At 72.4% G+C, this 20,704-nt stretch carries 15 protein-coding genes; 4 read left to right on the plus strand and 11 right to left on the minus strand.

All coding sequences use genetic code 11. The features are described from left to right. Positions 1-78: 78 nt before the first annotated feature. The 11 genes from ACTIFU_RS00960 to ACTIFU_RS01010 all read right to left on the minus strand — a co-directional run bounded on the left by ACTIFU_RS00960 (position 79) and on the right by ACTIFU_RS01010 (position 12,397). Positions 79-1,032 carry a Bug family tripartite tricarboxylate transporter substrate binding protein gene (locus tag ACTIFU_RS00960; RefSeq protein ID WP_439576401.1) on the minus strand — a complete coding sequence of 318 codons (954 nt, stop codon included), beginning with the start codon at positions 1,030-1,032 and terminating at the stop codon, positions 79-81. Between the two features lie 14 nt (positions 1,033-1,046). Beyond that, complete coding sequence (locus tag ACTIFU_RS00965; RefSeq protein WP_439576402.1) at positions 1,047-2,249, minus strand: FAD-dependent oxidoreductase; 1,203 nt, start codon at positions 2,247-2,249, stop codon at positions 1,047-1,049. Between the two features lie 75 nt (positions 2,250-2,324). After that, entirely contained in the window at positions 2,325-3,812 is a 1,488-nt protein-coding gene (gene glpK / locus ACTIFU_RS00970) for a glycerol kinase GlpK (protein WP_439576403.1), read from the minus strand. A gap of 24 nt (positions 3,813-3,836) precedes the next feature. Next, entirely contained in the window at positions 3,837-5,366 is a 1,530-nt protein-coding gene (gene glpD / locus ACTIFU_RS00975; RefSeq protein WP_439576404.1) for a glycerol-3-phosphate dehydrogenase, read from the minus strand. Positions 5,367-5,463: 97 nt separating this feature from the next. Further along, positions 5,464-6,141 (minus strand): glutathione S-transferase family protein, encoded by a 678-nt coding sequence (locus ACTIFU_RS00980; RefSeq protein WP_439576405.1) that lies wholly within the window; start codon positions 6,139-6,141, stop codon positions 5,464-5,466. Positions 6,142-6,172: 31 nt separating this feature from the next. Beyond that, positions 6,173-6,712 carry a c-type cytochrome gene (locus ACTIFU_RS00985; protein ID WP_439576406.1) on the minus strand — a complete coding sequence of 180 codons (540 nt, stop codon included), beginning with the start codon at positions 6,710-6,712 and terminating at the stop codon, positions 6,173-6,175. Positions 6,713-6,832: 120 nt separating this feature from the next. After that, entirely contained in the window at positions 6,833-8,263 is a 1,431-nt protein-coding gene (locus ACTIFU_RS00990; RefSeq protein ID WP_439576407.1) for a tetratricopeptide repeat protein, read from the minus strand. Between the two features lie 78 nt (positions 8,264-8,341). After that, the gene (locus tag ACTIFU_RS00995) at positions 8,342-9,277 is read right to left on the minus strand and encodes a metal ABC transporter permease (protein WP_439576408.1); all 936 of its coding nucleotides are present in this window, start codon (positions 9,275-9,277) and stop codon (positions 8,342-8,344) included. Then, positions 9,274-10,599 carry an iron chelate uptake ABC transporter family permease subunit gene (locus ACTIFU_RS01000; RefSeq protein WP_439576409.1) on the minus strand — a complete coding sequence of 442 codons (1,326 nt, stop codon included), beginning with the start codon at positions 10,597-10,599 and terminating at the stop codon, positions 9,274-9,276. The genes ACTIFU_RS00995 and ACTIFU_RS01000 overlap by 4 nt, the downstream gene beginning before the upstream one ends. Further along, the gene (locus ACTIFU_RS01005; RefSeq protein ID WP_439576410.1) at positions 10,596-11,390 is read right to left on the minus strand and encodes a metal ABC transporter ATP-binding protein; all 795 of its coding nucleotides are present in this window, start codon (positions 11,388-11,390) and stop codon (positions 10,596-10,598) included. Before ACTIFU_RS01005 ends, ACTIFU_RS01000 begins: the two co-directional genes overlap by 4 nt. Before the next feature lie 2 nt (positions 11,391-11,392). After that, on the minus strand, positions 11,393-12,397 hold the full coding sequence (locus tag ACTIFU_RS01010) for a metal ABC transporter solute-binding protein, Zn/Mn family (protein ID WP_439576411.1): 1,005 nt from the start codon (positions 12,395-12,397) through the stop codon (positions 11,393-11,395). A gap of 188 nt (positions 12,398-12,585) precedes the next feature. Here ACTIFU_RS01010 and mntR point away from each other — a divergent pair, with 188 nt between their 5' ends. The 4 genes from mntR to ACTIFU_RS01030 all read left to right on the plus strand — a co-directional run. Next, positions 12,586-13,035, plus strand: coding sequence for a manganese-binding transcriptional regulator MntR (gene mntR / locus ACTIFU_RS01015; protein WP_439576412.1), 450 nt, complete (start codon positions 12,586-12,588; stop codon positions 13,033-13,035). 195 nt (positions 13,036-13,230) lie between these two features. Continuing rightward, positions 13,231-16,599 (plus strand): maltotransferase domain-containing protein, encoded by a 3,369-nt coding sequence (locus tag ACTIFU_RS01020; RefSeq protein ID WP_439576413.1) that lies wholly within the window; start codon positions 13,231-13,233, stop codon positions 16,597-16,599. Next, positions 16,596-19,838 carry a maltose alpha-D-glucosyltransferase gene (gene treS / locus ACTIFU_RS01025; protein WP_439576414.1) on the plus strand — a complete coding sequence of 1,081 codons (3,243 nt, stop codon included), beginning with the start codon at positions 16,596-16,598 and terminating at the stop codon, positions 19,836-19,838. The genes ACTIFU_RS01020 and treS overlap by 4 nt, the downstream gene beginning before the upstream one ends. Continuing rightward, on the plus strand, positions 19,835-20,704 hold an 870-nt coding region (locus ACTIFU_RS01030), incomplete at its 3' end, for a GlgB N-terminal domain-containing protein (RefSeq protein WP_439576415.1). The genes treS and ACTIFU_RS01030, both read left to right, overlap by 4 nt.

A 20,704-nucleotide genomic window follows, 5' to 3' on the forward strand; every position in this document is an offset into this window, starting at 1 on the left:
GGCCCCTGCCGGCCGAGGCGATGCGGGCCCTCCTCGCCGACGGTGCGGGCGTGCTGCCGCGACGCTGAGCCCGCGGGGTCAGCCGAGCGTGATGTTGGCCGCGCGCACCACCACGCCCCAGCGCGCCACCTCCGCCGTCACGAACGCCGTGTAGTCCTCCGGACTCATCCGCCGCGGCGTCGATCCGGTCTCGACCAGCCGCGCGGCGATCTCCGGCGTTGCCAGCGCCGCCAGCACCTCGGCGCTGAGCCGCGCGACGACCGCGCGCGGCGTGGCAGCCGGGCCGGACAGCCCGAACCAGGTCGAGGCGACGAGATCGGGGTGGCCGAGCTCGGTGAAGGTGGGCACGTCCTTCCATCCCTCGACGCGCTGCGCCGCGGTGACCGCGAGCAGCCGGAAGCGCGGATTCCGCCCTGCCTCCACCAGCGTGGTGATCATCGCGTCGATCTGCCCGGCGGCGACGTCGTTCATCATCGGCCCGGAGCCGCGATAGGGCACGTGCACGGTCTCGATGCCGGCCGCGCGCTTCAGGATCTCCTGCTTGATGTGGCTCGACGTGCCGTTGCCCGGCGAACCGACCGTGAGCCCGCCGGACTTCGCTCTCGCCGCGGCGATGAAGCCGGCGAGGTCGCGGATCGGGCTGTCCACGTTCACCACCAGCACCGAGGGGATCTCGGCCAGCATGGCGATATGCGTGAAGTCGCGCACGGCATCGTAGGGGATGTTCGGATAGACCGACGGGCCGACGCCATGCGCGGCGATATTCGAGACGACGAAATTGGACCCGTCGGGCGGGCTCTTGGCGACGAGGTCCGAGCCCACCGTGCCGCCCGCCCCGGCACGGTTCTCCACCACCACCGGCTGGCCGAGCACGGTCGAGAGCCGCTGCGCCACCAGGCGGGCGATGAAGTCGGTGGTGCCGCCCGGCGGGAACGGCACGATGATCCGCACCGGCCGCGTCGGCCAGGACTGCGCGCGCGCCGTCGGCACGGCGAGCAGAGCCGGAAGGGTCAGCATCAGGCGTCGGTGCATCTCAAGTCTCCCTGTCAATCGACCGCGGCGGCCTCGCGCAGCCCGGCGATCATCGAACTCCGCAGCAGATGCGCGCGCGCCTTGGCCGGATCGGAGGCGGTGCGCTGGAGGTCCTCGAGCAGCGCGCGCCGTCGCGCGGGGTCGCGTTCGCGCATCCGCGCGCGGTTCCGGTCGGCCTGGGCGATGATCTCGCGTTCGGCCACGGGGCGGCGGCGGCGCGTGTAGCGGTCGAGCAGGGTGGGGTCCCCCCCGCGCCACACCGCGCCGAGCGTGGCGGCGAGCTCGAAGGCGTCGTGGATGCCGCCGTTCATGCCCATCCCGCCCGAGGGGCTGTTGAGATGCGCCGCGTCGCCCGCGAGCAGCAGCCGGCCGACGCGGTAGGTCGGCACGATGCGCTGGTGGATGCGGTAGGGGCGCAGGTCCTGCACCTCGTAGCATTCCGCGCGCGGATGGATCGCCTGGAGCTTGCGCTCGATCGCCGCCGGTTCCAGCGCCTGCTCGATCGTCTCGCCGGGCGCGGGATAGAGGCTCGCGCGCCATCGTCCCGGCACGCGCAGCAGCGAGAAGGTGCCGGAGAAGGCCACGCTCCCGGTCCAGATGTAGTTGACGTTCGACAGGCCCGGCATGACCTCGTGGAACGGGAACGGCGTGGTCGCGAGGATGGTCGTCTCGGGATAGGTGTCGCCCTCGAAGGCGAGGTCCATGGCGCGGCGCACCACGCTGCGCGCGCCGTCGCAGCCGATCGCGTAGCGGGCTTCGAGCGCGAAGCCCTCGCCGGCGATGCGTGCCCGGTCCGCGTCCTGCGCCACGATCGTGACCGCATGGCCGAAGCGCAGCTCCACCAGAGGCTCCTCGGCGATGGCCGCGAGCAGCAGGCGCGAGAGCCTGTGCTGTTCGGCCTGGAGGCGGAACGGATGCGCGGTGTCGTCCGCCAGCACACCGAGATCGAACTCGGCGCGCTCGCCCGTTTCGTGCACGCGCACCTGCCAGGTCGGCGTGACGAGCCCCTGCGCGATCAGCGGCTGCGCCAGCCCCAGCGTGTCCAGCATGTCGAGCGTGGGCGGGTGGAAGGTGCTGGCGCGCAGCTCCTCGGCGATGTCGGGCGCGGCCTCGAGTACCAACGCGGGAATGCCGGCGCGGCCGAGCAGAAGGGCGAGCGTCAGCCCGACCGGGCCTGCACCGACGATGACAACGCGGTCGTGTTCAGCCGGGCGCATGAGGGGTCCCGTCGAGATCCATGCCGGGATCAGTGCCTCGGCGCGGCGGAAATATCCAGTCCGATCCGCGATGCCTCATCGCTGCGACAGGGTGCGCGCGACCGCGTCCTGCCAGGCGGCGTAGAGCGCCTCGCGCCGATCTGCTGCCATCGCGGGCTCGAAGCGCCGCTCCGCCCGCCAGCGCAAGGCCCACTCCTCCGGCGCCGGCGCAAGCCCCGAGTGCAGCGCGGCGAGATAGGCCGCGCCGAGCGCGGTGGTTTCCGTGACGACCGGACGGTCGACCGGCGCACCGAGGATGTCGGCGAGGAACTGCATGGTCCAGTCGGACGCGGTCATGCCGCCGTCCACACGCAGCACGGAGCCGGCCGCCGCGCCCCAGTCGCGCCGCATCGCCTCGATCAGGTCGCGCGTCTGGAAGCCCACGCTCTCCAGCGCCGCGCGGGCGAGTTCGCGCGGTCCCGTACCGCGCGTGAGCCCGTACAGCGCGCCGCGGGCCTCGGCGTCCCACCACGGCGCGCCGAGCCCGGTGAAGGCCGGCACGAGAATGACACGCTGAGCCGGATCCGCCGCCTCGGCGAGCGCCTGCGTCTCGGCTGCCGAGCCGATCACGCCGAGCCCGTCGCGCAGCCACTGCACGGCGGCGCCGGCGACGAAGATCGCACCTTCCAGCGCGTAGGTGCGCCGCCCGCCGAGCTGATAGGCGATCGTGGAGAGCAGCCGCGCACGCGAGACCACCGGCGCGGTCCCCGTGTTCAGCAGCGCGAAGCAGCCGGTGCCGTAGGTCGATTTCATCATCCCCGGCGCCACGCAGCCCTGGCCGAGGGTCGCCGCCTGCTGGTCGCCGGCGATGCCGCGGATCGGCACGGCCGCACCGAGCAGATCGGGCTCGGTCGTGCCGAACTCGCCGGCGCAGTCGCGGATCTCGGGCAGCATCGCGCGCGGGATGCCGAACAGCGCGAGCAGCTCCTCGTCCCACTGCGCGCTCCGGATGTCGCAGAGCAGCGTGCGCGCGGCATTGGTCGCGTCCGTCGCGTGCACGCGCCCGCCCGTCAGCCGCCAGACCAGGAACGAATCGACCGTGCCGAAGGCGAGCGCCCCCGCTTCGGCCGCGTCGCGCGCGCCGGGCACATGGTCGAGCAGCCAGGCGATCTTGGTCGCGGAGAAGTACGGGTCGGCGAGCAGCCCGGTGCGCGTCGTGATCAGCGCCTCGTGCCCGGACTCGCGCAGCCGCGCGCACGCCTCCGCGGTGCGGCGATCCTGCCAGACGATCGCGCGATGGATCGGCCTGCCGGTCGCGCGCTCCCACACCACCACCGTCTCGCGCTGGTTGGTGATGCCGATCGCGGCGACCGCGCGCGCCTCCACACCGGCCGTGGCGATCGCCGCGCGCATGGTCTCGACCGAGCTCCGCCACAGATCCTCCGGGTCGTGCTCGACCCAGCCGGAGTGGGGAAAATGCTGCGGAAACTCCTGCTGCGCGGTCGCGACCGGCGCGAGCGACGCATCGAACAGGATCGCGCGCGTCGAGGTGGTGCCCTGGTCGAGCGCGAGGACGTAGGTCATGGCCGCTCCGGTTCCGTCATGGGATCATTCCGCCGCATGCCTGCCCGGCATATCGGCCGGGGTGCCCATGAAGCGCGCGAGTGCTGCGACCTCCGCGGCCGAGGCGCGGAGCCCGAGCTTGGTGCGGCGCCAGAGGATGTCGTCGGGCGTGCGGGCCCATTCACGCTCGATCATCCAGCGCGCCTCGCGCGGGGTGAGGTCGGCGACCAGCGGCGGCTCGGGTCCGTCCGCGCCGTCGAGCAGGTGGTGCGCGTCCGTGCCGAACTGGCGTACCAACCGGCGAGCGGTCGCGGCCGCGAGCCAGGGATGGGCGGCGATGAGCCGCGCGGCGAGCGCGGGCGCGCCGTCATGCGGGAAGTCGCCGCCCGGCAGGGGCGCGGTCGCGGTCCAGGCCCCGCGCATCGGCAGGAGCGGGGCGAGCCGGGCGAGTGCGGCCTCGGCGAGCCGGCGATAGGTGGTGATCTTGCCGCCGAACACCGAGAGCAGCGGCGGCGCGCCGTCCGGCGCATCGAGCGCCAGCACGTAGTCGCGCGTGGCCTCTTGCGCGCGGGACGCACCGTCGTCGTAGAGCGGCCGCACCCCGGCATAGCTCCAGACGACATCCGCCTCGGTGACCGGGCGGGCGAGATAGGCCGAGACCGCGCCGCAGAGATAGCGCGTCTCGTCCTCGCCGATCGCGGCCGTGGCGGGATCGCCGGTGAAGTCGAGATCGGTGGTGCCGATGAGCGTGAAGTCGGTCTCGAAGGGGATCGCGAAGCAGATGCGTCCGTCGGCGTTCTGGAACATGTAGGCGTGCGGCCCGTCCCACAGGCGGCGGACGACGATGTGGCTGCCCTTCACCAGCCGCACCCTGGCCGGCGCGTTCAGCCGCGCGCCGCGCGTCAGGAAGTCCGCGACCCAGGGGCCGGCGGCATTGACCAGCACGCGCGCGCGCGCCTCGCCCGCCCCCTCGCCCGCCAGCGCGAGACGCCAGACGCCGCCCGCGCGCTCGGCGGAGACGCAGCGCGTGCGCACGCGCACCTCCGCGCCGCGATCGGCCGCGTCACGCGCGTTCAGCACGACGAGCCGCGCATCCTCGACCCAGCAATCCGAGTACGCGAAGCCATGCGCGTAGTCGGGGCGCAGCGCCGCCCCCTCGGGTGCGCGTCGCAGATCGAGGCTGCGCGTGCCCGGCAGGATCCTTCGCCCGCCGAGATGATCGTAGAGGAACAGGCCGAGCCGGATCAGCCAGCGCGGCCGCAGCCCCGCATGGTGCGGCAGCACGAAGCGCAGCGGCCAGACGATGTGCGGTGCGGCGCGCAGCAGCACCTCGCGCTCGGCCAGCGCCTCGCGCACCACGCGGAACTTGTAGTGCTCCAGGTAGCGCAGCCCGCCATGGATCAGCTTGGTCGAGGCGGACGAAGTCGCGCCGGCGAGGTCGCCCTGCTCGACCAGCAGCACCGAGAGCCCGCGCCCGGCGGCATCGCGCGCGATGCCCGCACCGTTCACCCCGCCGCCGACGATCGCGAGGTCGAAGGCGTGGCATGGGTGGGCATGGACCGAATCAGGAGTCAAGGACAGGCGTTTCCTCCCGCGCTGCGGCGCCGCACAGCTTGGCGGGAGGCGGGGAACGGCTCAAGGGGACGCGGCGACACCGCATCCCCCGGCCGGCTCAGGCGGCGATGCGGTAGCGGCGGGCGGCGCGCTGCATCTCGCACCAGCCCGCGAACGCAGTGTGCACGGAGGCCCAGGCTGGCCGCGCCTTCATCGCCTCGGTCCAGCGCACGACGCGCGGCCAAGGCGTGAGGTCGAACGCGATCAGCTCGCCGTTCGCGACATAGACCGCGCCCAGGTAGTCGGCGAGCGAGGGGGCCGCACCGCCAAGCCAGGTCTCGGCGCCGAGCCAGTGCGCATCCAGCACGTCGAACCAGCGGCGCGCCTCGGTCTCGGCGCGCGCGAGCGCGGCCGCCTGCATCTCGGCCTTGGGCCAGGCGTAGTCGGGCAGGACCTGCGGATAGATCAGCCCGTAGCCGAAGCTGCGGTAGAAGCCGGTGTTGAACCAGTCCATCAGCGCATTGACCCGCGCGCGCGCCTTCGGTTCTGCCGGATAGGCGGGCGAACCCGCGTGCTCGGCGAGGTATTTCAGGATCGCCGAGCCTTCGGTGAGGCGGAACGCTCCGTCCTCCAGCACCGGCACGGCGCGGTTCGGGTTGATCGCGGCGAAACCGGGCGAGAGGTGATCGCCCGCGAACAGGTCGATCGTGACGAGATCGAGCGGGATCTGCGCCTCGGCGGCGAACAGCAGGATCGGGCGCGTGGTGGTCGAGATCGGGTGGCCGTAGAGCTTCATGACGATGGTCCTCGGGTCGGTCAGCGGCGGGTCAGCGTGTCGGCACGACGACGGCGAAGTACGGCGCCGGCGGAGTCTCGGATGGGCCCGTGATCGGCGGCGTGGCGTTGCGCACGGGCGGGATGCTCTTGAGGTAGGCGGCGAGGGCTGCGGCATCCGCGTCCGTCAGCGCGGCATAGGCGTGCCACGGCATGATCGGCACGAGGATGCGCCCGTCCGGGCGCACGCCGGTGCGCACCGCGGCGACGATCTCGGCCACGCTCCATGCGCCGAGCCCGGTCTCGCGGTCAGGCGTGAGGTTGGGCGGATAGAACGTTCCGACCTCCGGGATCTGGAACCCGATCGCGGAGCCCGCGAGGGCGAGCGCGGGATCGGGCTTGCCGATCAGGGCCCCGCCCGTGTGGCAGCCGCCGCAATCCATGATCGCGGCGAGATACTGGCCGCGCGCGAGCGTTCCGGGGTCAGCGTTCTGTGCGGCGGCGGGCCAGGCAGCGAGCGCGAGCAGGGCCGCGCCCACGGCGGCGGCGATCAAGGGTGCTGCCCGGCGCAGCGCGTCGGTGGTGTCGGTCATGGGTGTCTCCGAAGCGGTCGGGGCGGATCGTCCCGCCCTCGCGGCGCGGACCTTGCCGGCCGCCGCTTTCCGGAGCCATCGCCGGACCTTGCCGATTCTTTCCCGCCGGCGCGGGGTGGTTCACTCCAGCACGCCGGCCTTCGCCACACCCTCGATGAACACGTCGCCATGGGCGAAGCCGGCGAGGTTCTCGCGCAGCATCGCAAGGCGGAGCGGTGGGCCGAGACGGTCGCGCTCGGCGATCAGGCTCCTCGCCTCATCGAGCAGCCCCAGGTGGCCGCAGCAGGAGATCAGCGTGTTGTAGTGGCCGGAATACTCCGCGAAGGCCGCGACCGAGGCGCGCAGGAACGGCAGCGCCTCCTCGAAGCGGCGCGCGCCAAGCAGGGCGAGGCCGTGGATCGAGGTGTAGAACCCGGCGAAGCTGTCGGCCGGGCTCATGCGCAGCGCCTTGGAGGTCTCGGCGATCGCCTCGGCGTACCGCCCGGCACGCAAGAGCGCCCAGCCATGCGCGGTATGGCCGAGCGCGAAATTGGGGTTGATCTCGAGCGCCGCGCCGAGCTCGGCGAGCGCGCGCTCGTGCCGCTGCGCCGTGCTGAGCGAGAGACCGAGCGTCATGCGCGCCCAGGGCTCGGCCGGATCGAGCGCGACGGCGCGCTCGGCATGGCGTGTGGCCTCGGCGAAGCCGGCCGGTCGGTCCGACCACCAGTAGCAATGCGCCGCCCACCAGGTCGCCCAGCCGAGCACGGCATGGGCGCGCGCGTAGGTCGGCTCCAGCGCGATCGCCTCGGCGAGCAGGGCGCGCGCCTCCTCGTTCTGGCGCGCGTTCACGCGGTTGATCAGGCCGATCGCGCGCACGACGAAGCCCCAGGCATCGAGGCTGCCCGGCGCGCGGCGCGCCGCGCGGAGCGACTCGGCGTCGTAGAGATGCGGCTCGATCGCCGCGACGACATGGCCGGTGATCTCGTCCTGCACCGTGAACAGGTCGGTCAGCTCGCGGTCATAGCGTTCGGCCCAGAGATGCGCGCCGGTCTCGGCATCGACGAGCTGGCCGGTGACGCGCATTCGCTTGCCCGCCACGCGCACGCTGCCTTCGAGCACGTAGCGTACGCCGAGCGCGCGCGCGACCTCGCGCACATCGACCGCCCGGCCGCGATACGTGAAGGTGGAGTTGCGCGCGATCACGAACAGCCAGCGCAGCCGCGAAAGCTCGGTGGTCAGGTCCTCGCTCAGCCCGTCGGCGATGTGATCGTGCGCGGCATCGCCGCTCATGTTGGCGAAGGGCAGTACGGCGATCGAGGGCCCCTCGGGCGGCGCGGGGGTGGGCAGCGGCGGCACGGCCGCGTCGGGCGCGGCGCGATCCGCGCGCGGACGCAGCACGAGGCCGGTATGCGCCTCGACGATCGCGAGCGTCCGGTCCGAGTGGAGCCCGACCAGCAGCTTGTCGACCGTCGATCGGCCGAGCTTCGTCTTGAACGCGAACTGGTCGCGCGAGATGCGTTCGCGGGCGAGCCAGTCCCGGATCAGGCCTGCGACGCGCTTGGTGTCGTCCATCGTCGCGCGGTGGTCTCCACATCCGCAAGGCGGGAGACGCAGGCCGCGTGCCCGACTCGCCTCTTGGCGCGCGGAAGTCTAGGCGGAACCGCCGCTCAAGGCGAGACGACCGCGCCGCCGGCCGAACCGGCCGAAGCTCCAGGCGAGGGCGAGCAGCAGGCCCGCCAGCGTGGCCATCATGCCGGCCGCGTTCAGACCGTGGCCCAGGCCCAGCGCGCCCGGCAGGAGCGCGGCAAGCCAGTAGCCGCCCGCGCCCATCGCGACCGCTGCGAGCGCCGAGAGGCGGAACTGGGTCGCGTAGTCGCTGGTCAGCAGCCGCGCGACCGCCGCCGGCGCCACCAGCGCCGCGATCACCAGGATCGAGCCCACCGCCCAGAACGCCGCCACGCACGCGACCGAGACCAGCACCAGCACCAGCAGCGAGAGCCGTCGCGGCGCGAAGCCGATCGCCTGGGCGAAGTCGGGATCGAAGGCGGCAAGCCGGAGCTCCTTCCAGAGCAGGCCGAGCAGCAGCAGCAGCAGCGCCATCACCACGGCGAGCGTCGTCACCTCGGCGGGGAACTCGGCAAGGGCGGCGGCATCGAGCAGCGAGGCGGGGCCCGTCGCGACCGGCCAGATCAGCGTCTCGAGCTGGCCGTACAGCACGCAATCGACGTCGAGATCGACCGCGTGGGCGCCGCTGACCTCGATCAGCACGATGCCGAGCGCGAAGAAGCCCGAGAACACCACGCCCATCGCGGCCCCGGCCTCCAGCCGCGTCAGCCGGCGCAGCAGCGCGATCAGCAGCGCCGCGGCGACCGCGGCGAGCATCGCGCCCGCGACCAGCGGCGGCGCGGCGCGGCTGCCCGAGATCCAGAATCCGATCACGATCCCCGGCAGCACCGAATGGCTGATCGCGTCGCCGAGCAGGCTCTGGCGTGTCAGCAGCAGCAGGTTGCCGACCAGGCCGCAGACTAGGCAGGCGAGCGTGGCCGCCAGCATCGCGGCGAGGTCGAGCTGGAGGAACTCGGTCATCGCGATGCCCGGGCTTCGCCCGGAGCGGGCAGCGCGCCCTCGGCGGGCAGACGCGCGGGATCGTTGCGCCTGAGCCAGGCCTCGGCCTCGCGCGCAACCTCCGGCGGCAGCGTATGCTCGACCTCGTCCGCCGCGCGATGCGCCGCCCACGGCCCGAGCCCTCCGGCCGCCTGCATGTAGTGCTCCCACAGCCGGTGCCGGCGGGTGAGCTCGCGCGCGAGCGCAAGCCCCGGCCCGGTCAGCGCGACCCGCTCGCCTTCCGCGCGCACCCAGCCCGCCGCGGCGAGCCAGCGCGGCAAGAGCGCGCGCTGCCAGCGCGACCAGCCGGCACCGCGCCCCAGTTCCGCCCAGCTGTGGGTGGCCTCAGGCGCCCGCTCGGCCGCCTCGAACGCGGCGCGCAGCGCATGGTCGCGCGCCACCGTGAGCGACAGCATCGCCTGGCGCGCAGCGAAGGCGAGCGCACCGCGCCGCGGCGCGAACAGCAGCGCGGCCACGAACAGCGCGCAGGCAACCAGCGTGATCGTCGCCCCGGTCGGCAGGTCGGGCAGGATCGCCGAGAGGGCGGCGCCGAACCAGGCCGAGACCGCGCCCAGCGCGGCGGCGATCGGCACCATGATCTCGAGCCGCTCGGTGAGCAGCCGCGCGGTCGCCGCCGGGATCACCATCAGCGCGACCACCAGGATCAGCCCGACGGCGCGCAGCCCAGCCACCGTCACCGCGAGCATGAGCGCGAGCAGCGCCAGGTCGAGCGCGCGCACGGGCAGGCCCACCGAGGCCGCGAATGCACGGTCGAAGCAGAGCGCGGCAAGCGGGCGGAACATCACGACGACGAGGCCGAGCGCAAGCACGGCGAGCGTGAGGATGACCTGGGCATCGGCCGCGCTCATGCCGGCGGCCTGGCCGAGGATGAATCCCTTCAGGCCCGCCTGCCCACCCACGGGCAGGGACTGCACCACCGACATCAGCACCACGCCGATGCCGAAGCCGATCGACAGCACCAGCGCCATCGCGGCGTCGTCGCGCAGGCGTCCGCCCTCGGTGATCGCGTTCACGATCAGCACCGAGACCGCGGCGGTCGTGGCCGCACCCGCGAGCAGGAGCGGCAGCGAGCGCACGTCCCAGCCGATCAGCGCGGCGAGGATGAAGGCGCCGGCGACCCCTGGCAGGGTGGCATGCGCGGCGGCATCGGCGATCAGCGCGCGACCGCGCAGCAGCACAAAGCAGCCGAGCGCGCCGGCGGCCAGCCCGAAGGCCGCGCATCCCAGCGTCACCACCGCGGCGTTGTAGCCGGCGGAGAACAGCAGCGCGTCGAGCAGCGTCATGTCCCGGGACCGGCCGGCCGGGTGCCGGTCTGCGCGGCGGCGACGGCGCGCTCGAGCAGGCTGAGCCGTCCGCCATAGGTGCGCGCGAGGTTCTCGGCGGTGAAGCAGCTCGCCATCGGTCCGGCGGCGATCGCACGGACGTTGAGCAGCAGCACATGATCGAAATACTGCGGTGCGGTCGCGAGATCATGGTGCACCGCGATCACCGTGCGCCCCTCCTCGGCGAGGCGTCGCAGCACCTCGACGATCGCACGCTCGGTGGCGGCATCGACGCCGGCGAAGGGCTCGTCCATCAGGTAGAGATCGGCCTCGAGCGCCAGCGCGCGGGCGAGGAAGACGCGCTGCTGCTGCCCGCCGGAGAGCTGGCCGATCTGGCGGTCGGCGAACTCCGCCATGCCGACCTCGGCCAGCGCGGCGCGCGCGCGTTCGCGCTCGGCGCGCGGCAATGGGCGGAACCAGCCGGCGCGCGGATAGCGGCCCTGCGCGACGACCTGAAGCGCGGTCGCGGGGAAGTCCCAGTCCACGCTCGCGCGCTGCGGCAGATAGCCCACGCGCGAGCGCGCCTGCTCGAATGGGAGGCCGAACAGCCGCACCTCGCCCGAGAGCCGCGGCACAAGCCCGAGCACGGCCTTCAGCAGCGTGGACTTGCCCGCACCGTTCGGCCCGACGATCGCGACCAGCCCGGCCGCCGGCGAGGTCCAGGAGACATCCCAGAGCACGGGCGCCTGGTGATAGGCGACCGTCAGGTGCTGCACGGTCAACGCCGGCACGGGCAGCGGCGCGATCGGCATGGTCAGCCCCGCGTGCGGAGGCGGTTCTGGAAGCCGCGCTCGGGTGCGGTGCCGCCGAGGGCGCGCACGATCGTCGTGACGTTGTGGTCGATCATGCCGACATAGGTGCCCTCGTAGCTGCCGGGATCGCCCATTGCGTCGGAGAACAGCGCGCCGCCGACCACCACGCGGTGTCCGCGCGCCGCCGCACCCTCGACCAGCGCGAGCACGTTGCGGTCCGATACCGAGGTCTCGACGAACACGGCCGGGATGCGCCGCTCGACCAGCACCGCGACCAGTTCCCGGATGCGCCGTACGCCGGCCTCGGACTCGGTGGAGAGGCCCTGGATGCCGAGCACCTCGATGCCGTAGCGGCGGGCGAAGTAGTTGAACGCGTCATGCGCGGTGACGATCACGCGCTGGCGCTCCGGGATGGTCGCCAGCGCCTGCACGGCGTAGGCGTCGAGTGCGCGCACGCGCTCGCGCAGCGTCTCGACGTTGCGGCGGAACAGGGCCGTGTTCCCGGCGTCGTGCGCCGCCAGCCGGTCGGCGATCAGCTCGGCTGCGCGCATCCAGGCGGTCGGGTCCATCCAGACATGCGGGTCGTAGAGCCCGTCCGTGCCCTCGGGCTCGATCAGCTCCTCCTCCGGCAGGAGCTCCGTGACGGCATAGACCGGCTTGCCGGTACGTGCGACGCGCACGAAGGCGTCGCTCATTTTCCCCTCGAGCAGCAGGCCGTTGTAGAAGATCACGTCGGCCCGCAGCATCTTCGCCACGTCCTCGCGCGTCGGCTTGTAGAGATGCGGGTCCACGCCCGCGCCGAGCAGCGTCTCCACCCGGATCCGGTCGCCGCCGATCTCACGCACGATGTCGCCGATCATCGCGGTCGTGGCGAGCACGGAGAGCACCGGGCCGCCGCGCTGCTGAGCCAGGGCCGCCGGGGCGAGCATGGCCACCGCGCCGGCCAGCATGGCGCGGCGCGCGACCGAGGGACGGGCAAGGCGGGCGGGCGTGGCGGACTTGGACACGGCGGGGCTCCGGCGACGGGAAGAGCACATCGGATGTGGCCTCCACTATGGCCATGCGTAGCCCAGGCGTCAATATCACCCGCCAACCCGACTATGGATGACAAACAATAAACTGTAGCATCGGCTTCAAATTGTCCGGCCCGCTTCGCCGTGGTAAGCCCCCCTCCCCCGACGCGCTGGACCGAGAGATGCCCGACCCGGACGATCCCGCCCCCCCCGACGCCCCGGCCGAGGCTGCACGCCACGCCTCGGCGCGCTCGGCCCGGGCGAGTGCGCTGACCGAGGACTACGTGGAGATCATCGCGGATCTGCTCGCGCGCGAGGGCGAGGCGCGGCCGACCGACATTGCGCGCCGGCTCGGCGTGGCGCATGCGACCGCGATCAAGACGATCGCGCGGCTGAAACGCGACGGGCTCGCCCATGCGCGGCCCTATCGTGGCGTGTTCCTGACCGACGCCGGGATTGCGCTCGCGCGACGCGTGAAGGCGCGGCACCAGACGGTCGTTGCGTTCCTCGGTGCGATCGGCGTCCCCGAGGCGATCGCCGAAGCCGATGCCGAGGGAATCGAGCATCACGTCAGCGACGAAACCCTCGCCGCGTTCGAACGTTTCCTTGCACAGAGACCGCGACGCCGCTGATCACGACCTGCTTCGTGCGGGTTGCGCACTCCATGCGCGCCGTCGTAGGGATATGACAGACAGCGCGTCGCGATGCCGGCGGCGCCGAATGCATGGTCGTGCCATCGCGCACGTCATGCCGGTCCGCCGCCACCGTCTTGCTTGCGGGGAGCGGCACCGCACCATCCCGAGCCTGAACGGGGAGAGCATCGGGCGATGACGACAGACAGCTTGGAGCGCAAGCGCGGCGCGAGGCCGCAGCGGCGCAACAGCCGAACCCTCGCGGCCGAGACGCGCATGCAGGGAGACGATGGCCCATCACGCGTGCCGCCGCCGCGCGTCCGCGCGCTGCATCCGCTGTTGATTGGCCCGCTGCCCGCCTGGGACGCCGTGTTCGCCGAAACCGCGGCTCTCGGCTTCGACACCGTCTTGCTGCCGCCGGTGTTCGCGCCCGACAGCACCGGTGACCTGTTCCGCACGGCGGATCATGACCGGGCGCACCCGATCCTGGCCGCGACCGAGGACGGCGATGCCACGATCGCAGGTCTCTGCGCGGGCGCACGGGAGCACGGGCTCGCGCTCTGGCTCGACCTTGTCGCCGATCGCGCGCCCGAGGCGGGCGTGCTGGTGCGCACGCATCCGGACTGGTTCGAGGTGCCGGGCACGACCGCACCGCTCGATCCGCGCCGCGATCTTCCGGGTGCTGGCATGCGCCGCGCACGCACCGAGGCGGCCGAACCGCTCGCCGCCTGGTGGGCCGAGCGTCTCGTGCGCTGGCGCGCGGCCGGAGTGTCGGGGCTGCGCTGCCTCGATCCGCAGGCCGTTCCGGCTACGTTCTGGCGCGCGCTGTTCGCCGCCGACGTCCCGCCGGCCCGGCTGGCCTGGACGCCGGGCGTGCCCGCACCGGCGGTCGCGACCCTCGCCGGGCTCGGATTCACCCGCACCGCCGACAGCCTCGCCTGGTGGGACCTGCGCGCGGAGTGGTGGGCCGAGGAGGCACAATGCCTTGCCGCGATCGCGCCGGCGCTCGCGGTGGTCGGCGCGCCCTTCGCCGCCGAGCCCGCGCTGCCGCAGGGTGAGGCCGGCGCCATCGCCGCACGCCGGCGCCTGCGCATCGCCGCCGGGTTCGGCTGCGGACTGATCGTGCCGATGGGCTGGGAGAGGGGCTTCACCCGACGCTGGGACGCTGTGCGCGACCGGCCAGGCGATCTCGACCCCGAGGGACCGGGCGCACCGGCGGGCTGGGACGTCGCGACCGATCTGCGCGCCGCGAACGAGACGATCGCGGACGGACATGCCACGCGCAGCCTCGCCGGACCGGGCGCGCAGCTGGTCGCGCTCATGCGCGCGGACGGGGCCGACACGCGCACGGCCAGGTCGCTGCGCGTGACACTCGCCAACACATCCGATGTCGCCGCGACCAGCGTCGATCCCGCCCTGCTGCTGCCGGGGCTCGGCGGCCGGTTCACCAAGGCGGTGCCCGTGCTGCCCGCGCACGGGACCGCGCTGGCGCCCGGCCAGCCGATCGCGCTCGGGCCGGGCGAGGCGCGGGTGTTCCGCGCCGTGCCGACCGAGCCCGTGCGCGCCCCCGACGCCGCCGTCACGGGTCCGGTGCCCGAGGGCACGACCTGGCCCGCAAGCGCGGCGGCGCGGCTGCCGCGCATCGGCATCGAGGCGGTCTTGCCTGCGGTCGATGGCGGACGCTTCGCGGTGAAGCGGCTCGCCGGCGAGCTGCTCGAGGTGGAGGCTGACCTGATCTGCGACGGCCACGACAGGCTCGCCGCGGTGGTGCAGTACCGCGCCGCCGACGAGGCCGAGTGGCGCGAGGCGCCGCTCGCGCTGGTCGCGAACGACCGCTGGCGCGGCGCCTTCCCGCTCGCCCGTCTCGGCCGGCACGTGTTCCGCATCGTCGCCTGGCGCGATGTGTTCGCCTCGTTCCGGGTCGAGCTCGAGAAGAAGCATGATGCGGGGCTGAACCTGACGCTTGAACTCCAGGAAGGCTCCGGGCTCGTATCGGCGGCGGCTGCACGGGGTGGCGACGCACTGGCCGCGGTGGCCCAGCGTCTCGCGAGCACGGATGACGCGGAGCGGCTCTCGCTCCTGCTCGACCCGCATACCGAGTCGCTGATGCGCATGGCCGACGACCGGCCCTTCGCGGCCATGAGCGTCGAGCACCCGGTGGATGCCGAGCGGCGCGAGGCGCGCTTCGCCTCGTGGTACGAGCTGTTCCCGCGCAGCCAGTCCGGCGACCCGGCGCGCCACGGCACCTTCGCCGACGTGATCCGGCGCCTGCCCGAGATCCGCGATCTCGGCTTCGACGTGCTCTACTTCACGCCGATCCACCCGATCGGCCGCATCAACCGCAAGGGCCGCAACAACAGCCTGACCGCGGGTCCCGACGACCCGGGCAGTCCGTACGCGATCGGCGCGGCTGAGGGCGGGCACGACGCGATCCACCCGGAGCTCGGCACGATCGAGGATTTCCGCGCCCTCGTCGCGGCCGCGCATGACCACGGGCTCGAGATCGCGCTCGACTTCGCGATCCAGTGCAGCCCCGACCATCCCTGGCTGAAGGAGCACAAGGACTGGTTCGCGTGGCGGCCGGACGGCTCGCTGCGCTACGCCGAGAACCCGCCCAAGAAGTACGAGGACATCGTCAATGTCGAGTTCTATGCGACGGGTGCCGTGCCCTCGCTGTGGGAGGCGCTGCGCGATGTCGTGCGGTTCTGGGCGCGCGAGGGCGTGCGCACGTTCCGGGTGGACAACCCGCACACCAAGCCGCTGCCGTTCTGGGAGTGGCTGATCGCCGATATCCGCGCCGAGTTCCCCGACGCGATCTTCTTCTCCGAGGCGTTCACCCGGCCGAAGATGATGTATCGTCTCGCCAAGGTGGGGTTCGGCCAGAGCTACACCTACTTCACCTGGCGCAACGAGAAGCGCGAGATCATGGAGTACCTGACGGAGCTGACCACCACCGCGCCGCGCGACTTCTTCCGGCCGAACTTCTTCGTCAACACGCCCGACATCAATCCGCGCTTCCTCCAGACCTCGGGCCGGCCGGGCTTCCTGATCCGTGCGGCTCTCGCGACCACGCTGTCGGGACTCTGGGGCATGTACGAGGGCTTCGAGCTCTGCGAGGCGGCCGCGCTGCCGGGCAAGGAGGAGTATTTCGACTCCGAGAAGTACCAGCTGCGCGCCTGGGACCGCGACCGTCCCGGCAACATCAAGGCCGAAATCGCCCGGCTGAACGCGATCCGCCGGGCCAACCCTGCCTTGCAGAGCCATCTCGGTCTCGCCTTCCACAACGCCTATGACGACGCCGTGCTGTGGTTCCGCAAGGCCACGCCCGATCGCTCGAACGTCGTGCTGGTCGCGGTCAGCCTCGATCCGCATCATGCGCACGAGGTCTCGGTCGAACTGCCGCTCTGGGAGTGGGGCCTGCCGGATCACGCGGCGCTGGAGGCCGAGGAGCTGATGACCGGTCGCCGTTTCGTCTGGCAGGGCAAGATGCAGCAGATCAGGCTCGATCCCGCCGGGCTGCCGTTCGGCCTGTGGCGCGTCCATCCGGTCGGGCACGCCGCATGAGTGAGCGCGATCCGCACTGGTACCGCGACGCAGTGATCTACCAGCTGCACGTCAAGAGCTTCTTCGACGCCAACGACGACGGCGTGGGCGACTTCGCCGGGCTTATGAGGAAGCTCGACTACGTCGCCGAGCTCGGCGTCAACACGCTCTGGCTGCTGCCGTTCTACCCGAGCCCCCGCCGCGACGACGGCTACGACATCGCCGACTATCGCGGCGTGCACCCCGACTACGGCTCGCTCGCCGATGCGCGGCGCTTGGTGAAGGAGGCGCACAAGCGCGGCCTCAGGGTGATCACCGAACTCGTCATCAACCACACCTCGGACCAGCACCCGTGGTTCCAGCGCGCCCGCCGCGCGAAGCCCGGATCGTGGGAGCGCAACTTCTATGTCTGGTCCGACACCGACGACAGATACCCCGGGACGCGCATCATCTTCCTCGACACCGAGGCGTCGAACTGGGCCTGGGACGAGGTCGCGCAGGCCTATTACTGGCACCGCTTCTACAGCCATCAGCCGGACCTGAACTTCGACAATCCGCGTGTGCTGCGCGAGGTGCTCGCGGTGATGCGGTTCTGGCTCGACATCGGCGTGGACGGGCTCAGGCTCGACGCCGTGCCCTATCTGGTCGAGCGCGAGGGGACGAACAACGAGAACCTGCCGGAGACGCACGCGATCCTGAAGCAGATCCGCGCCGAGGTGGAGCGCGCCTATCCCGGCCGGATGCTGCTCGCGGAAGCCAACCAGTGGCCGGAGGACACGCAGGTCTATTTCGGCGAGGGCGACGAATGCCACATGGCGTTCCACTTCCCGCTGATGCCGCGCATGTACATGGCGATCGCGCAGGAGGACCGCTTCCCGATCACCGACATCCTGCGTCAGACGCCCGACATCCCGCCCGGCTGCCAGTGGGCGATCTTCCTGCGCAACCATGACGAGCTGACGCTCGAGATGGTGACCGACAAGGAGCGTGACTATCTCTGGAGCACCTATGCCGCCGATCGCCGCGCGCGCCTGAATCTCGGCATCCGCCGTCGTCTTGCGCCGCTGCTCGAGCATGATCGCCGCCGCATCGAGCTGATGAACGGGCTGCTGCTGTCGATGCCGGGCACGCCGATCATCTACTACGGCGATGAGATCGGCATGGGCGACAACATCTATCTCGGCGATCGCGACGGCGTGCGCACGCCGATGCAGTGGTCGCCCGACCGTAACGCTGGCTTCAGCCGCGCTGATCCGGCGCGGCTCGTGCTGCCGCCGATCCAGGATCCGATCTACGGCTTCCAGGCGGTGAACGTGGAGGCGCAGTCGCGCGACCCGCACTCGCTTCTCAATTGGACGCGCCGGATGTTGGCGGTGCGCGCGCGCTCGAAGGCGTTCGGGCGCGGCACGCTGCGCCTGCTCTATCCGTCGAACCGCAAGGTGCTCGCCTATCTGCGCGAGGAGGGCGAGGACGCAATCCTCTGCGTGTTCAACCTCTCGCGCGCGTCCCAGGCGGTCGAGCTCGACCTCTCCGCGCTTGCCGGGCGCGTGCCGGTGGAGATGCTGGGCGGCACGCCGTTCCCGCCGATCGGCCGGCTGACCTACCTGCTCACGCTGCCGCCCTACGCCTTCTACTGGTTCGTGCTCGCCGAGGAGATGGCGATGCCGGGCTGGCACGTGAAGGCGCCGGAGCCGCTGCCGGAACTGCGCACGATCGTGATCCGCAACGACGCGACCGAGCTCCTCAATCCTGCCGTCCGCCGCGAGCTCGAGCGCGAGATCCTGCCGGCCTGGCTGCCGCTGCGCCGCTGGTTCGCGGCCAAGGGCGAGACGCCGCGCGAGATCCGCATCGCCGCGCACGCGACCGTGCCGCATACCGGCGGCTATGTCGCGCTCGCGGAGGCCGAGGCGACGCTGGAGACGCACCAGGCGCGCTTCTTCATCCCGCTCGCCGCGGTGGCGGAGGACACGCCGAGCCCGCTGCCCGCGCAGCTCGCGCTGTCGCGGCTGCGCCAGGTGCGCCGCGTCGGCTATCTGACCGACGCCTTCGCTTCCGAGGCGCTGGTGCCGGCCGTGCTGGCCTGTCTGCGCGAGGGCGCGACACTCGCGACGGGGGAGGGCGAGATCCACTTCCTCGCCACGGACCGCCTTGCGAGCCTCGACCTGCCGGCGGAGGCGGAGACGCGGCGGCTCTCGGCCGAGCAGTCGAACTCGACGCTGATCCATGGCGAGGCGGTGGTGCTGAAGCTGCTGCGACGGCTTGCCCCGGGGATTCATCCCGAGGCCGAGATGACACGCCATCTCACCGCGTCCGGCTACGAGGGCGCACCGGCGCTGCTCGGCGAGGTCGTGCGCATCGCGCCGGACGGCACGCCCTGCACGCTGATGCTGCTGCAAGCCTTCGTGCGCAACCAGGGCGACGGGTGGCAGTGGACGCTGGACTGGCTGCACCGAGCCGTGGACGAGGCAGCGCTGAGCGAGGCCGTGCCGGCGGATGCCTTCGCCGGCTACCTGCCGATCGCCGAGGCGATCGGGCGGCGGCTCGGCGAGCTGCATGCCGTGCTCGCGCGCCCCGGCGTCAACCCGGACTTCGCGCCCGAGCCCGCGGGGCCGGACGATGCCGCGGCATGGGGTGCGGACACGCTTGCGCAGCTCGACGGCGCGCTCGCAGCGCTCGCCGGCGCGGCCGTGCCCGAGGCGGCGCAGCCCTTCGTCGCCGACTTGCGGGCCGCGACGAAGCGGCTGAGGCGGGCCGTGCCGCGGCTCGCGCGCAAGGCGCACGGCGCGCTGAAGACGCGCCATCATGGCGACTTCCATCTCGGCCAGGTGCTGATCGCGCATGGCGACGCGGTGATCGTCGATTTCGAAGGCGAGCCCGCTCGCCCGCTCGCCGAGCGCCGCGCCAAGGCGAGCCCGCTGCGCGACGTCGCCGGCCTCCTGCGCAGCTTCGACTACGCCGCCGCCGTCGCCACCACGCCCGAGATGACCGCGGCCGCGATCGCCGCTCCGGTGGAGCGGCGCGCGGCGCTGATCGCGGCCTGGCGCGAGGCGGCCTCGATCGCCTTCCTCGATGGCTATCGCGCCGCCCTGGCAGCCGCACCGCAGCGTATCGTCGCGCCCGCCGCCGAGGCGGCGCTGCTCGACCTGTTCCTGGTGCAGAAGGCCGCCTACGAGGTGCGCTACGAGGCGGCGAACCGGCCCGAATGGCTCCCCGTTCCGCTGCGCGGCCTGCTCGCGCTTGCTGCGCGGTTGGCGCCATGACCGATCGCGCGATCCAGGCGCTCGTCACCGGCCAGCACGGCGATCCGTTCGCGCTGCTCGGCCCGCATGGCGGCGAGGTGCGGCATTTCGCGCCGGGCGCGCAACGGGTCGAGGTCGTGTCGGCGGCCGGCCGCAGCGCGATGAAGCCGGTGCATCCGGCGGGACTGTTTGCTGGCCCCGCCCCGCAGGGCCGCTATGTCCTGCACATCCACTGGCCCGGCGACGCCGTGCAGGAGACCGAGGACCCCTACAGCTTCGGCCTGCTGCTCGGCGAGATGGACGTCTATCTGCTTGCCGAGGGCACGCACCGCACGCTCGCCTCCGCGCTCGGCGCGCACGCGATGACGATCGAGGGTGTCGCCGGCGTGCGCTTCGCGGTCTGGGCGCCGACTGCGCGCCGCGTCTCGGTGGTGGGCGACTTCAACGCCTGGGATGGGCGGCGCCATCCGATGCGGCTGCGTCGCGAGGCGGGGGTGTGGGAGCTGTTCGTGCCGCGGATCGGGCCGGGCACGCGCTACATGTACGAGATCGTCGGCGCCGACGGCGTGATGCTGCCGCTCAAGGCCGATCCGGTCGCGCAGGCTGCCGAGCAGGCGCCGGCGACCGCGAGCATCGTCGCCGATCCGCGCCCCTTCGCCTGGACCGACGACGTGTGGATGGCGCACCGGGCGCAGCGCCAGGCGGCCGACGCGCCGATGACGATCTACGAGGTCCACGCCGAGTCCTGGATGGACAGCCTCGGCGACTGGGACCGGCTTGCCGAGAAGCTCGTGCCCTATGTCGCGGGGATGGGGTTCACCCATCTCGAACTCCTGCCGGTGATGGAGCATCCGTTCCGCGGCTCCTGGGGCTATCAGCCGCTCGGC

Source organism: Elioraea sp., from assembly GCF_051860475.1.
In the GTDB taxonomy this organism is placed as follows: domain Bacteria; phylum Pseudomonadota; class Alphaproteobacteria; order Acetobacterales; family Acetobacteraceae; genus Elioraea.

What these genes read in the sequence shown, in the direction of transcription:
- treS (WP_439576414.1), top strand. Translation starts at nt 16,596, where the DNA reads ATGAGTGAGCGCGATCCGCACTGGTACCGCGACGCAGTGATCTACCAG.
- ACTIFU_RS00990 (WP_439576407.1), bottom strand. Translation starts at nt 8,263, where the DNA reads ATGGACGACACCAAGCGCGTCGCAGGCCTGATCCGGGACTGGCTCGCC.
- glpK (WP_439576403.1), bottom strand. Translation starts at nt 3,812, where the DNA reads ATGACCTACGTCCTCGCGCTCGACCAGGGCACCACCTCGACGCGCGCG.
- ACTIFU_RS00995 (WP_439576408.1), bottom strand. Translation starts at nt 9,277, where the DNA reads ATGACCGAGTTCCTCCAGCTCGACCTCGCCGCGATGCTGGCGGCCACG.
- mntR (WP_439576412.1), top strand. Translation starts at nt 12,586, where the DNA reads ATGCCCGACCCGGACGATCCCGCCCCCCCCGACGCCCCGGCCGAGGCT.
- ACTIFU_RS00960 (WP_439576401.1), bottom strand. Translation starts at nt 1,032, where the DNA reads ATGCACCGACGCCTGATGCTGACCCTTCCGGCTCTGCTCGCCGTGCCG.
- ACTIFU_RS00965 (WP_439576402.1), bottom strand. Translation starts at nt 2,249, where the DNA reads ATGCGCCCGGCTGAACACGACCGCGTTGTCATCGTCGGTGCAGGCCCG.
- ACTIFU_RS01000 (WP_439576409.1), bottom strand. Translation starts at nt 10,599, where the DNA reads ATGACGCTGCTCGACGCGCTGCTGTTCTCCGCCGGCTACAACGCCGCG.
- ACTIFU_RS00980 (WP_439576405.1), bottom strand. Translation starts at nt 6,141, where the DNA reads ATGAAGCTCTACGGCCACCCGATCTCGACCACCACGCGCCCGATCCTG.
- ACTIFU_RS01005 (WP_439576410.1), bottom strand. Translation starts at nt 11,390, where the DNA reads ATGCCGATCGCGCCGCTGCCCGTGCCGGCGTTGACCGTGCAGCACCTG.
- ACTIFU_RS01020 (WP_439576413.1), top strand. Translation starts at nt 13,231, where the DNA reads ATGACGACAGACAGCTTGGAGCGCAAGCGCGGCGCGAGGCCGCAGCGG.
- ACTIFU_RS00985 (WP_439576406.1), bottom strand. Translation starts at nt 6,712, where the DNA reads ATGACCGACACCACCGACGCGCTGCGCCGGGCAGCACCCTTGATCGCC.